Source organism: Agrobacterium sp. a22-2 (assembly GCF_012276985.1).
GTDB lineage: Bacteria > Pseudomonadota > Alphaproteobacteria > Rhizobiales > Rhizobiaceae > Allorhizobium.
This window is the reverse complement of the sequence record NZ_JAAXMM010000002.1, coordinates 179,523-191,629: the sequence shown is the minus strand read 5'-3', so window position 1 is coordinate 191,629 and position 12,107 is coordinate 179,523. Positions and strand designations below refer to the sequence as shown.

Genomic DNA, 12,107 nt, shown 5'->3' with positions numbered 1-12,107 from the left:
CGCCCCGGCGGCAACGCCGGGCTGATGCCTCAAATCGAGACAGATGCTTTCATTCAACCCGGCTTTGCCCCGCGCAATGCCGGGTTTTTCATGGTGACCAAAGCCAAGCCTGAAAAAGCCGAGCCTGAACTTGAAGTATCGACGCTCCGATCAACGCAAAAAAGCCCGGCACTGCCGGGCTCTTGAAATGCGGTAATCCGACGAGCGATTAGAGGCCGAGGCCGCCGAAACGCTTGTTGAACTTGGAAAGACGGCCGCCGCGGTCCATAAGCTGCTGATTGCCGCCGGTCCAGGCCGGATGCGACTTGGAGTCGATTTCAAGGTTCATGACAGCGCCTTCCGAACCCCAGGTGGAGAACGTTTCATATTCGGTGCCGTCGGTCATGACCACCTTGATCATGTGATAGTCGGGATGAATGCTAGCCTTCATAACGATCTTCCTGCTGTGCCGGAGGGTCCATTTGCCGCAATTGCGTCTAGTGACCCTATTCAATAAATGAAGCCGCAGTCTGATCAGGCTACGGCTTCCCAATTCGATTGGGAGCCTATACATCAAGGTCGCAAAGATAACAAGTACCCAGACGTCAAGACGATGGCGTGATGGGGGGAGAAAGCACCCGTGTCAGATACTGTCGATGTCCAGCAGAAAAACCGCCGGAATCTACGCCCCCTCGCCCGCCTCTGGCCTTACCTGCTGCGCTATCGCGGCATGGTTCTCGCCGCTCTGTTCTTTCTGACCCTGGCGGCAGCAACCACGCTTGCCCTGCCGCTGGCCGTGCGCCGCATGATCGACCACGGCTTTGCCGCCACCGACAGCGCCTTCATCAACAAGTATTTTGCCATGCTGATCGTGCTGGCGGTCGTCATGGCGATTGCCAGCGCCATGCGGTATTATTACGTGATCTCGATCGGCGAGCGCATCGTGTCCGATATCCGCCGCGAGGTCTTCGCCCATGTGACGCGGCTGTCGCCGGCCTTCTTCGACGTCAACCAGTCCGGCGAAATCGTCTCGCGGCTGACCGCCGACGCCACCCAAATCAAATCCGCGGTCGGCGCTACGGCTTCGGTAGCGCTACGCAACACCATCATGTGCCTCGGCGCCATGGTCATGATGATCTACACCAGCCCCGGCCTGTCTGTGCTGGTGCTGGCCGCCATCCCGATCATCGTCTTCCCGCTCGTCGCCTTCGGCCGCTCGGTGCGCAAAAGGTCACGTGCCGCGCAGGACACGCTGGCGCTCGCCTCCGCCTTTGCCGGCGAGACCATCGGTGCCGCCCGCACGGTTCAGGCCTTCAACGGTGAAGCCGTGGCCGCCGCCCGTTATGGCGATGCCGTCGAGGAGGCCTACCAGGCCGCAAAAGCCGCGGTGAAATCCCGCGCCCTCTTGACCGGCTTTGCCATCATCCTCGTCTTCGGCAGCATTGCCGCCGTGTTGTGGTATGGCGCGCAGGGCGTGCTGTCCGGCACGATTTCAGCCGGAACGCTTGGGCAGTTCGTGCTTTATTCGGTGATTGCCGGCAGTTCGCTCGGCCAGTTGTCGGAAGTCTGGGGTGAACTGGCGCAGGCCGGCGGCGCCGCCGAACGGCTGACGGAGCTTCTCCAGGAAGTTTCGGCCATTGCCGCGCCGGCCGCTCCGGTCGCCCTGCCGACGCCTGCCAAGGGCATTGTCGAATTCTCCGACGTTCACTTCGCCTATCCGTCCCATTCCTCCCGCTCGGCCCTGAAAGGCTTGAGCTTCAAGGCCGACAGTGGCGAAACCATCGCGATCGTCGGTCCGTCCGGGGCTGGCAAGAGCACGATCTTTTCGCTTGTGCTGCGCTTCTACGACCCGGTCAGCGGCACGGTGAAGCTCGATGATATCGACATCCGCACGGTCACGCCGGAGGCGCTGCGGTCACGGCTGGCCATCGTGCCCCAGGATGTCACGATCTTTGCCGCCGCCATCCACGACAACATCGCCTTCGGCACGCCGGGTGCGACACGCGACGACGTCAAGGCCGCAGCTGTCGCCGCCCAGGCCGACGAATTCATTGCAAGGCTGGAAAACGGCTACGACACCGCCGTCGGCGAACGCGGCATAACCCTGTCCGGCGGCCAGCGGCAGCGCATCGCCATTGCCCGCGCCATCCTGCGCAATGCCCCCGTATTGCTGCTCGACGAGGCAACCTCGGCGCTTGACGCCGAAAGCGAAACCCTGGTGCAGAAGGCGCTCGACGGCTTGATGAAGAGCCGGACCACGATCGTCATCGCCCACCGGCTGGCGACCGTGCTGAAGGCCGATCGCATTCTGGTGCTGGATGATGGCCGGATCGTCGAGCAGGGAACCCACCAGAGCCTGATCCAGCACGGTGGCCTTTATGCCAAGCTGGCAAGGCTGCAGTTCGAAAGCGGCGCCCAGGAGTTTCTGGCCGCCGCGAAATAAGCGACACAAATCAATTCGTGACGGAGCGACCGGCGATCCGGCCGGAAAACAGGCAACCGCCGAGGAACGTGCCCTCCAGAGCGTTATAGCCATGCATGCCGCCACCGCCGAAACCCGCCACTTCGCCGGCGGCATAAAGGCCCGGAACCGGCTGGTTGCGGCCGTCCAGCACTCGCGCCTTGAGGTCGGTGTGCAGTCCGCCCAGCGTCTTGCGTGTCAGGATATGCAGGCGCACGGCGATCAGCGGTCCGAATTTCGGGTCGAGCAGCATATGCGGCTTGGCGGTCCGCATCAGCCGGTCGCCGACATAGGCTCGCGCGCCGCGGATGGCGGTGATCTGCGCATCCTTGCTGAAACTGTTCTCCATGGCGCGATCGCGTGCCTCGATCTGTCGTCGCAGATGACGGATGCCGATCCGGTGTTCGCCGCTGATCTCGTTCATCGCGACGACCAGATCCTCCAGCGTCTCCCGCACGACGAAATCCTCGCCTTTGTCCATGAAGGCCTGCACAGGACCCGGCGGATTGCTGCCGAGCCGCTTCATGAGCAACCGGATGTTCTTGTCCGTCAGATCCGGATTCTGCTCCGAGCCTGACAGGGCGAACTCCTTCTTGATGATCGCCTTGTTGAGGATGAACCAGCTGTAGTCGGCACCGCTGTCGCGGATCGCCTTCAAGGTCGCCATCGTGTCGAAACCGGGCAGTGCTGGAGCTGCAAACCGATTGCCATCGGCATCGCACCAGAAGGACGAGGGTCCTGGCAGGATACGGATGCCGTGGTTTGGCCAGATCGGATCGAAGTTGCGCACACCTTCAGTATAGTGCCACATCCGGTCGCCATTGATCACCTCGCCGCCGGCCCGCTGCGAAATCGCCAGCATGCGCCCGTCGACATGTTGGGGAACACCGCTCACCATGCTTTTCGGTGGAGCACCGAGACGGTCCACCGGCCAGCTCTTGCGCACCAGATCGTGATTGCCGCCGATGCCGCCGGAGGTGACGATGACAGCGCTGGCACTGATCTCAAACTCGCCCACCGACAATCGCGAGCTTGCCGCGCCGCGCGCCACAGCATCCGGTTTCAAAACGGTGCCCCGGGCGCCGCAGACGACGCCATTGGTAAGGATCAACTGGTCCACCTGATGGCGGAACCGAAACGAAACAAGCCCCTGCTCTTCGGCGGCGCGCACGCGCCTGACGAAAGGCGCCAGCACGGCTGGCCCCGTGCCCCAGGTGATGTGGAAGCGCGGCACGGAGTTGCCATGGCCATCGGCAAACGAGCCGCCGCGCTCCGCCCAGCCGACAACCGGAAACCAGCCCATCCCCTGGCTTTTCAGCCAGTCGCGCTTTTCGCCGGCGGCAAATTCCAGGTAAGCCTCGGCCCATTGGCGCGGCCAGTAATCCTCGGCCCGGTCGAAACCGGCAGATCCCTGCCAGTCCTGTCGGGCCAGCTCGACACTGTCTCGGATGCCCAATCGCCGCTGCTCGGGACTGTCGACAAAAAACAGTCCCCCCAGCGACCAGAAGGCCTGTCCGCCGAGATTCTGCTCCCCCTCCTGGTCGAGCACACAGATCCGCAGGCCACGGTCGGCTGCCTCCGCCGCCGCGACCAGGCCGGCAAGGCCGGCCCCAATCACCAATACGTCAAAATCCATCCGCAAGCCTCCGCCCACAAGGTGCGATAACTTACTCTTACGAGAACGTAAAATATCCGCAACCCCCGAGAGGCGCCCGTTCGGCGCAATCGATCCCAAGTGACAAACTTTTACGGGAATTCGCCAACCTGGAAGTTGTACCCGACACCAAGGGTCGCCCGCCGTCAACGCGAGACCTGATCCCGAGCGTTACCGCTCCGTCAGTTTCAACTCGATTCGCCGGTTCTGATTGCGCGCCTCGGGTGTGTCGCCCTCGGCAATCGGCTGGTATTCGCCAAACCCTGCCGCCACCAGCCGCTCCGAAGGCACGCCCTTGGAAATCAGGAACTTGACGACCGAAATGGCGCGTGCCGCCGAAAGCTCCCAGTTGTCGGCATAGCGGCCGGAACCGGACAGCTGGACATTGTCGGTATGTCCGTCGACGCGCAGCACCCAGTTGATTTCGGCTGGAATCTCCTTGGCAAGATCAAGCAGGGCGGTGGCGAGCTTTGCCATCTCGACCTGGCCCTCAGGGTTGAGCTCGTTGCCGCCGGAAGGGAACAACACTTCCGATTGAAACACGAAGCGGTCGCCGACAATGCGGATATTCTCCCGGTCCGACAGGATTTCCCTCAGCCGGCCGAAGAAGTCGGAGCGATAACGGTTCAGTTCCTGCACCCTCTGCGCCAGAGCGACGTTCAGGCGACGGCCAAGATCGGCGATCTTGGCCTGGGAATTCTGATCTTTCGCCTCGGATGCCTGCAAAGCCTCTTCGACGGCGGCGATCTGCGCGCGAAGGGCTGCGATCTGCTGGTTCAGAAGCTCGATCTGGCTGAGCGCCCGGCCGCTCACCTGTTGCTCCTGCTGGAGCTTGTCGGTCAGCGCACCGATCTGCGCCCGCGAACTGTCGGCCGAGCCGGCGCCTGAGTCGAGCAGTGCCTGCAGCCGCGTCCGCTCGTCCTCGGACACAGACAGCGACGACTGCAGCGAGGCAAGCGTATCTTCCAGATCCTGCTTGCCGCTCTTTTCCAGCGCCAGGAGCTGGGTAAGCTCGGCGATCTGGCTGTTGAGACGATTGAGAACCTCATCCTTGCCGGAAATCTCGCGGCTGAGAATGAACTGCGCCAGCACAAAAACCGTGAGCAGGAACATGATGGCCAGCAGCAACGTGGACAGGGCGTCCACGAAACCCGGCCAATAATCGACCCCGCGATCTCCGCGGCGATTGCGCCCCAGGGCCATCGGTTACTTGCTCCCGCCGATCTTGTCGTTGAGCCGGTCCAGGGTCTTGCGCATGGCGCGGGCGTCTTCCTGCTGCGCCTCGATCCAGTCACGCAGCATCTGCTGCTCGTTGCGCATGTTCTTGACGAGCCCCTGAATGCCTTCGGCAAGCCCGGCGATGGCCGTGACCGACCTGTCGTTGCCTTTGGCTGCGGGCTGGTCGGCGATCCGCGTCAGCTGTTCGATCAGCCGGTTCAGGTCTTCGGCGGCGATCGTTGCACCGGGTTCGCTGACCTGTACCATGTCGGAGCCGACATCGGTCACCGACGACAGCCAGTTTTCCAGCTCTGTATAGAAGCGGTTCTGCGCTCTGCCGGCCTGCAGATCGAGAAAACCGAGGATCAGCGATCCGGACAGACCGAGCAGCGAGGACGAGAACGCCGTACCCATGCCCTCAAGCGGACCGGCCAGACCCGATTTCAGCGCCTGCAGAATGTCGTTGCTGTCGCCGGAGCTCGGATCGAGCGACTGGATGACGTCACTGATCGAGCCGATCGTGCCGAGCAGGCCCCAGAAGGTGCCGAGCAGGCCGAGAAAGACCAGAAGGCCGATCAGATAACGCGAGGTGTCACGCGATTCGTCGAGACGCGTGGCAATCGAATCAAGGATCGAGCGCAGGGCCGCGGTCGAGATCGCCACCGAGCGGCGATTGCCGATCAGCGCCCGCATGGGCGCCAGCAGACGCGGATCGCGGCCGACCTTCTCCGCATTGCCGGCGGCCCGGAAGGAATTGAACCAGCGCACTTCGGGGATGAGGCCGAGCACATGGTTGAAAACCAGAATGATGCCGACTGCCAGAACGCCGAGGATCAGGCCGTTCAGCCCCGGATTGGTCATGAATGCGGTTTGCGCCTGCCGGAAGAGAATGGCAGCGATGAACCCGACGATGATCAGGAAGATCAGCATCGTCGAGAAGAATGGCATTGGGCTTGAAAGCTTGTTGCCGTAGGCGCCGGCGTCAGCCTCTGTTGCTTCCAAGTCCGCCAGTTTCACTTTCGCCATATCGTCCTGCGCCTCCGGGAATCTCGCCGCCGGAGGCTAGTGGATAATTACGACGAATTGAAGAGAAAAGCCGGCCACGGCAAGTCTCTGACGAAAAAAGAAGTTATGCTTTTGGAACGGGTCGGTTGATGACCTCGGTAAGCGCCTTGTGGATATATTCGTTGCCGGCCACGATGCTGCGCGACCCGAACATATCCGTGCCGCCGGACATATCACCGACGAAGCCGCCTGCTTCGCGGATCAGCAGGATGCCGGCAGCGATGTCCCAGGGCGAAAGCTCGACTTCCCAGAAACCGTCGAAACGGCCGGCCGCGACATAGGCCAGATCGAGCGCTGCCGCACCCATGCGGCGCACGCCGGCGACCTCGTTCATCACATGGCGCAGTTCCACCAGGAACTTGCCGTGATTGCCGCGGCCGAGATGCGGAACCCCGCAGGCCACCACGCAATCCGACAGCACCTTGCGGGCGGCAACCCGGATACGGCGATCATTCATGAAGGCGCCGCCGCCGCGCTCGGCCGTGTAGAGTTCGTCGGTTGCCGGATTGAAGATCACGCCGGCAACGATCTCGCCGTTGCGCTCCAGCGCGATCGACACGGCAAACTGCGGAATGCCATGCAGGAAATTGGTGGTGCCGTCGAGCGGATCGACGATCCAGCGATGCGCGCCATCCGTGCCCTTGAACTCTTCGCTTTCCTCGCCGAGGAAACCATAGGTCGGCCGCGCCTTCATCAGCTCGTCGCGTACGATCTTCTCGGCTTTGATATCGGCCTGGGAGACGAAATCGCTCGGTCCCTTGACGGAAACCTGCAGGTTCTGCACCTCGCCGAAATCGCGCGACAGCGACTTTCCGGCCTTGATCGCGGCCTGGACCATGACATTGAGAAGGGCAGAGCGAGCCATGTTGATTTATTCCTTGAATTGGCGGCATCGGGCCGGCTGACAGCGCCATCGATGGCAAGGCTGCGGTATGCGGCGATCGGTTGGCGGGTTCAAGACCATAAAAATCGCCGGAATTCAAGGGGCATGCGCCAGAGGCTTGGGTTCGGAGCCTCAAACCGAGGGCAATAGCACCATGAAGACGGCCAGCCCGGCACCACCCGCCAGAAGCGACGAAACCCAGACATGCAGCGCAAAGGGACGCGATCCGATGAGCGATGCGTAAAGCGCCTTGGCAGCCAGGTTCGACAGCACGGCAACGCCGATGGCCCGCGCCGCAAGCCCCGGCTCAAGCGAGCCCAGCATGCCGGTCACGGTGACCGTCGCCGCGTCGACGTCGGCCAAGCCGGAGAGTGCCGATGCTACAATCAGGCCGGCACTGCCGAAATATTGGGTTGCAGCCCGAGCGGCGAATGCCACCAGAACCAGGAGCGCCGCCATTTTCGTGACCGCCCAGAGCTCGAACGGATTGGCAGGCGAGCCCTGGGCCGGTTCGGGCACATGCCGCCAGGCCAGCACCAGGCCGTACAGCGCCATCACGGCGGCACCGGTCAACAGCGGCGCCAGCAGACTGGGCAAAAGCACAGCGGCAAGCGAGACGACGACCATGGCGGTTCGCGCCATCGACACGGCCCCCGCCGCAATCGCCCCCGATGCCAGCGTCTGTGCCGCCTCGCCGGCCTTCGAGCGCCGGGCAAAGGCCACCGTCGTGCCGGTCGAGGACACCAGTCCGCCGATCGCACCGGCCACGATATCGCCGCGCGACGGCCCAAGCAGCCGCACGGCCACGTAGCCGGCAAAGGAGATCGAGCCCAACATCAGCGCCAAAAGCAGGATGCTCGACGGAGAGACGCCGCCGAACGGACCGAGCGGCTCGGTCGGTACGATCGGCAACAACACGAATGTCATGGCCAGAAGGATGATCGCCGAACGCAGTTCCGCCCATTGCAGCCGGCGGATCGCCGCATGCAGGAATTCCCGGCTGGCCAGGATAGCCACCAGCACGACACCGCCCGCCGAAGCGATGGCCATGTCGCCGAGAACGGCCAGCGCACCGAGCGCAAAAGTCAGCATCGCCGTGACGACTGAGGTCACGCTATAGCTTTGCTCGGCAATCGCCTGGCGCAGCCCAAAGATCGCCATGACAAGGGTCAGCGCCAGGAGGAAACCGGACAGCACGACGCCGGAATAGGCCGAATCCGTGGCGATGCTGCGTTCGATCAGGCCGGCCGCGCCGCCCATCATGCCGATCAGGGTAAAGGTCCGGATACCGGCGGTGCGCTGGCCCTCGCCCTCGTCCCGCTCGCGCCAATGGCGCTCCACCCCGACCGAGGCACCGATGGCAACGGCCAGACCCATGCGCTGAAACAGTTCGAATTCGTCCATCAAACCCAACCCCTGGTCCGCGCAACAACGGCAGGCCACCCCATCAGCAATGCCACGTGATCGGTCGGCGATCGTGCTCAGCCGGTGCGGAACTTGTTGGCCCCGTCTATGGCCTTTTTCTGCTGCTCTTCTGTCAACCCGAGATAATGGTCCTCAAGCAGAGGATCCTTCAGGCCGGCCCGTCGCGACAGCACATACCATTTCGCCGCTTCCACCGGGTCCGGCCGGGTGCCGAGCGCGTTGATATAGAGATGCGCCAGCCGGTTCTGCGCCACCACGTTGCCGCGGTTGGCGGCGATTCTCAGCCAGTTGAATCCCTGGTCATAATCGCGATCGCCGCCGATGCCATTGACCAGCCAGAGGCCGATATCGAGCTGGGCGGTGTCGAAACCCGCCTTGGCGGCGCGCGCCAGCCAGACTCGTGCTGCGGCTTTCTTCTCGGCCGAAATATCGGCAAGGGCGTTATAGACCTGAGCCACCGCATATTGGGAATCGGCCACGCCCTGCTCGGCAGATTTTTCATAGTAAGGCAGGGCCAGTTTCAGGCCCTTCTCGCCGGGATTGTCGGCAACCAGCGTCTGCGCCCAATTGAACTGGGCGGAACTGTTGCCGGCATCCGCCGCCTTCTTCATGTATTCGTCGGCCTTGACCTTGTCGCGTTCGACATCGCGGCCTTCCATCAGCAGAAGCGCATATTTGAACATCGCCGCCGGATCGCCGCCGGCCGCCGCCTGGCCATACCAGAAGGCCGCCGTCTTCGGATCGCGCTTGGTGCCGAGACCGCGCGACATCATCTCGGCAATCAGCGTCTGGGCCGACGCGTCGCCTAATTGCGCACGCGGCAGGGCCTTGTCGAGCGCCGTCGTGAACAGGCCGCGCTGGTAGGCGCCGAAGGCGTCATCGACCGGCCCCTTGTATTCCGTTTCCGGCGGCAGGGCCGGCAAGGGCGCACCCATGCGTTCAAACAGCGTGATGCCGGACGACGGCTCGGTGGCCTCAGCCCCTTTGGCATCGATCTTCGAGGTCTTGTCCAGCGTCTCCGGCGGCCGCACGACACGCTCCGTCGTATCCGCTTTGCCGATGTCGAGGGCCGGCTCTTCCTGGGCAAGGGCAAGGGTTCCGGAACCCGCAAGATAGGCGGTCAACAGGGCGGTCAGGATGGATCGCGATAGGGTACGGCTTTTCGGCATGAAGACCTTCAAGCGCCAAACCGTGGCGCTTTTTCGTCAAGCATTGCATTTACCTGTGCAATGATGGTGGCCGCCATGGCCGGATCGTCGAACACCGCGCGGCGAAGCGCCACGAATTCCGCGCCGGACTCGGCAACCGTCAGGACAGACGCCGGATCGCTGCCGCCCATGACGATGCAAGGGATGGACACCATCGAAGCCCACCATTCGCCCAGATCGACATTCTTCGAATGGGCTTCGGGCTTGATATCGCCATCCAGCTTGCCGAAAAACACGTAGTCCGGATTGGCTTCGCCGACCTCGAGCGCCACATGGCGTTCCATGGCGCGGCCGGCGCCAATGATCATCTTCGGCGAAAATTTCTCGACCGCCTCGGCAAGTTCCTCGGCGCTGCCGGTCAGATGCAGGCCATCGGCCTTGGCCCGGCCGGCGACACGGCTGTTGTCGACGACGATGGCGGCCGCATTCGCCGCCTGGATTTCCGGCACCAGCGCTTCGACACGCGCCTGGAAGGCATCGTCGCCAGACCCGTATTGCGGGATGATGACGGACGCGACATCTCCGCCCTTCAAGGCATCGGCGAGGATACGGACACCGGTCGCGTCATCGGCAAAGTCCGGCACGATCAGGACGAGGCGGCAGCGGCTCTCGGGACGGGTCATGGCATATTCCGTTTCATCGGTTTTGCTTGCGAGCGAAAACCACTCGTTTTGGGCGATCAATTCCGATAGACCGGTCTTGCGAAAGGATCAACTGAAACAAATGCTCCCGGACATCCAGTTTTTTTACGCTGCCATCCCGGCAGTCGCTCTTGTTGGCCTTTCCAAGGGGGGGCTGGGCGGCGCGCTGGCGCTGCTTGGCGTGCCGATCCTCGCCATGGTCGTGCCGCCGATGCAGGCGGCCGCCATCTTCTTGCCGATCCTGCTGGTCATGGATGCCGTGGCGCTGTGGGCCTGGCGCCATCACAACGACCGCAAGACGCTGGTGCTGATGCTGCCCGGCGCAATTGTCGGCATTGCGCTCGGTTGGGCCACATCCACCTATATTTCCGCCAATGCCATGCGCCTGGTCTTGGGCACGGTGACGATCGTCTTCGTCGCCCGCTATGTCTATGACACCTACGGGCCGAACTCCAAAATACAAACGCCGCCGAAGCCGCAGCGGCCGCTCGCCGCCGGTCTCTGGAGCACGCTGTCGGGCTATGGCAGTTTTGTCGCCCATGCCGGCGGGCCGCCTTTCCAGATCTATGTCCTACCTTTGAAGCTCGATCCGCGCACCTATACCGGCACCAGCGTGCGCTTCTTCGCCATCATGAACACCGTGAAAGTGGTGCCCTACTTCGCCCTTGGCGAGTTGGACGCCGCCAACCTGACGCTGTCGGCCTTCCTACTGCCCGTGGCCCTGGTCTCGACGCTGGCCGGCGCCCGTCTTGTCCGGCTGATGAAGCCGCAGACCTTCTATCCGCTGATGTATGCGATGGCCTTCCTGGCCGCCCTCAAGCTGCTCTGGGACGGATCAGGCTTTTAGACCTCGACCCCTTGCAAATAGGGCTGTTTCGGTTCGCTGCGCTGCAATACACGCTTGCCGCGAGAGCCCGCATGCCGTAGCTTGGTCTTCATGTCGAACACGGACCCCTTTACCGCAATAGCCGACCCGAACCGGCGCTACCTGCTGGAGGAATTGCGGCGCGCGCCGCGCACCGTCAACGACCTCGCCAAGGGTCTGCCGATCAGCCGTCCGGCGGTCTCCCAGCATCTCAAAGCCCTGCTCGACTGCAACCTGGTGACCGTCACCTCCAAGGGCACGCGGCGGATCTACTCCGTGAATGCCCACGGCTTCGACAAGCTCAATCTGTGGCTCGACCAGTTCTGGTCTTGAACCCAAACAAAAACCCCGAAAGCCGCTCTGGCTTCCGGGGTTCAATCTGTGGCCGATATAGCGAACGCCGGCCTTGCTGAATTGTCTTGGGCGGCAGCACATGCCGCGAACACGATGGCCGCGATGTCCTCGCGGCGCTACGCCTTAATGGCGCGTGGAAGACCGCAGGCGTTCCATTTCGTCCTTGATGCGCAGCTTGAGACGCTTGATTTCGAGAATTTCCTTGTCATCGACGGAGGGAGAGGCAAGAGCGGTATGGAGCTTTTCCTCAAGAGCTCCGTGCTTCTTTGCAAGCGATTCAAGATGAGCCTGTATGGTCATTTGATACGTCCTTCCTTTTGCCTACCTCCAGCAATCCATCGCTGGAGTTTCAGG

At 62.7% G+C, this 12,107-nt stretch carries 13 protein-coding genes; 4 read left to right on the top strand and 9 right to left on the bottom strand.

Annotated features, from left to right (window positions below; all coding sequences use genetic code 11):
• Nucleotides 1-24 precede the first annotated feature (24 nt).
• Nucleotides 25-186 (top strand): hypothetical protein, encoded by a 162-nt coding sequence (locus tag HFC70_RS04130; RefSeq protein ID WP_168471944.1) that lies wholly within the window; start codon nt 25-27, stop codon nt 184-186.
• A 22-nt stretch (nt 187-208) separates the two neighbouring features.
• On the opposite strand, the gene rpmE is transcribed toward HFC70_RS04130, so the two are convergent.
• Nucleotides 209-430: a 50S ribosomal protein L31 gene (gene rpmE, locus HFC70_RS04125; RefSeq protein ID WP_168471943.1), complete on the bottom strand. Its 222-nt coding sequence runs from the start codon at nt 428-430 to the stop codon at nt 209-211.
• 189 nt (nt 431-619) lie between these two features.
• On the opposite strand from rpmE, the gene HFC70_RS04120 reads away from it, so the two are divergent.
• A complete protein-coding gene (locus tag HFC70_RS04120) occupies nt 620-2,422 on the top strand; it encodes an ABC transporter transmembrane domain-containing protein (RefSeq protein ID WP_168471942.1) in 1,803 nt (600 codons plus the stop codon).
• Nucleotides 2,423-2,432: 10 nt separating this feature from the next.
• Here the strand turns inward: HFC70_RS04120 and HFC70_RS04115 are convergent, their stop codons facing one another.
• From HFC70_RS04115 to HFC70_RS04085, 7 genes are all read right to left on the bottom strand, one after another.
• The gene (locus HFC70_RS04115; RefSeq protein WP_168471941.1) at nt 2,433-4,076 is read right to left on the bottom strand and encodes an FAD-binding dehydrogenase; all 1,644 of its coding nucleotides are present in this window, start codon (nt 4,074-4,076) and stop codon (nt 2,433-2,435) included.
• A 189-nt stretch (nt 4,077-4,265) separates the two neighbouring features.
• Complete coding sequence (locus HFC70_RS04110) at nt 4,266-5,297, bottom strand: peptidoglycan -binding protein (protein ID WP_168471940.1); 1,032 nt, start codon at nt 5,295-5,297, stop codon at nt 4,266-4,268.
• A gap of 3 nt (nt 5,298-5,300) precedes the next feature.
• The gene (locus tag HFC70_RS04105; RefSeq protein WP_168471939.1) at nt 5,301-6,338 is read right to left on the bottom strand and encodes a flagellar motor protein MotA; all 1,038 of its coding nucleotides are present in this window, start codon (nt 6,336-6,338) and stop codon (nt 5,301-5,303) included.
• Between the two features lie 103 nt (nt 6,339-6,441).
• Nucleotides 6,442-7,242 (bottom strand): inositol monophosphatase family protein, encoded by an 801-nt coding sequence (locus tag HFC70_RS04100; RefSeq protein ID WP_168471938.1) that lies wholly within the window; start codon nt 7,240-7,242, stop codon nt 6,442-6,444.
• A gap of 150 nt (nt 7,243-7,392) precedes the next feature.
• Nucleotides 7,393-8,664, bottom strand: coding sequence for a DUF4010 domain-containing protein (locus HFC70_RS04095; RefSeq protein WP_168471937.1), 1,272 nt, complete (start codon nt 8,662-8,664; stop codon nt 7,393-7,395).
• A gap of 77 nt (nt 8,665-8,741) precedes the next feature.
• Nucleotides 8,742-9,854, bottom strand: coding sequence for a tetratricopeptide repeat protein (locus HFC70_RS04090; RefSeq protein WP_168471936.1), 1,113 nt, complete (start codon nt 9,852-9,854; stop codon nt 8,742-8,744).
• Nucleotides 9,855-9,862: 8 nt separating this feature from the next.
• Complete coding sequence (locus HFC70_RS04085; protein WP_168471935.1) at nt 9,863-10,516, bottom strand: thiamine phosphate synthase; 654 nt, start codon at nt 10,514-10,516, stop codon at nt 9,863-9,865.
• A 100-nt stretch (nt 10,517-10,616) separates the two neighbouring features.
• Here HFC70_RS04085 and HFC70_RS04080 point away from each other — a divergent pair, with 100 nt between their 5' ends.
• Nucleotides 10,617-11,381, top strand: coding sequence for a sulfite exporter TauE/SafE family protein (locus HFC70_RS04080; RefSeq protein WP_168471934.1), 765 nt, complete (start codon nt 10,617-10,619; stop codon nt 11,379-11,381).
• Between the two features lie 90 nt (nt 11,382-11,471).
• On the top strand, nt 11,472-11,732 hold the full coding sequence (locus HFC70_RS04075) for a helix-turn-helix transcriptional regulator (RefSeq protein WP_168471933.1): 261 nt from the start codon (nt 11,472-11,474) through the stop codon (nt 11,730-11,732).
• A gap of 144 nt (nt 11,733-11,876) precedes the next feature.
• Here the strand turns inward: HFC70_RS04075 and HFC70_RS04070 are convergent, their stop codons facing one another.
• The gene (locus HFC70_RS04070; RefSeq protein ID WP_168471932.1) at nt 11,877-12,053 is read right to left on the bottom strand and encodes a YdcH family protein; all 177 of its coding nucleotides are present in this window, start codon (nt 12,051-12,053) and stop codon (nt 11,877-11,879) included.
• Nucleotides 12,054-12,107 lie beyond the last annotated feature (54 nt).

What these genes read in the sequence shown, in the direction of transcription:
- HFC70_RS04070 (WP_168471932.1), bottom strand. Translation starts at nt 12,053, where the DNA reads ATGACCATACAGGCTCATCTTGAATCGCTTGCAAAGAAGCACGGAGCT.
- HFC70_RS04080 (WP_168471934.1), top strand. Translation starts at nt 10,617, where the DNA reads ATGCTCCCGGACATCCAGTTTTTTTACGCTGCCATCCCGGCAGTCGCT.
- HFC70_RS04090 (WP_168471936.1), bottom strand. Translation starts at nt 9,854, where the DNA reads ATGCCGAAAAGCCGTACCCTATCGCGATCCATCCTGACCGCCCTGTTG.
- HFC70_RS04100 (WP_168471938.1), bottom strand. Translation starts at nt 7,242, where the DNA reads ATGGCTCGCTCTGCCCTTCTCAATGTCATGGTCCAGGCCGCGATCAAG.
- HFC70_RS04095 (WP_168471937.1), bottom strand. Translation starts at nt 8,664, where the DNA reads ATGGACGAATTCGAACTGTTTCAGCGCATGGGTCTGGCCGTTGCCATC.
- HFC70_RS04075 (WP_168471933.1), top strand. Translation starts at nt 11,472, where the DNA reads ATGTCGAACACGGACCCCTTTACCGCAATAGCCGACCCGAACCGGCGC.
- HFC70_RS04130 (WP_168471944.1), top strand. Translation starts at nt 25, where the DNA reads ATGCCTCAAATCGAGACAGATGCTTTCATTCAACCCGGCTTTGCCCCG.
- HFC70_RS04085 (WP_168471935.1), bottom strand. Translation starts at nt 10,516, where the DNA reads ATGACCCGTCCCGAGAGCCGCTGCCGCCTCGTCCTGATCGTGCCGGAC.
- HFC70_RS04115 (WP_168471941.1), bottom strand. Translation starts at nt 4,076, where the DNA reads ATGGATTTTGACGTATTGGTGATTGGGGCCGGCCTTGCCGGCCTGGTC.
- HFC70_RS04105 (WP_168471939.1), bottom strand. Translation starts at nt 6,338, where the DNA reads ATGGCGAAAGTGAAACTGGCGGACTTGGAAGCAACAGAGGCTGACGCC.
- rpmE (WP_168471943.1), bottom strand. Translation starts at nt 430, where the DNA reads ATGAAGGCTAGCATTCATCCCGACTATCACATGATCAAGGTGGTCATG.
- HFC70_RS04110 (WP_168471940.1), bottom strand. Translation starts at nt 5,297, where the DNA reads ATGGCCCTGGGGCGCAATCGCCGCGGAGATCGCGGGGTCGATTATTGG.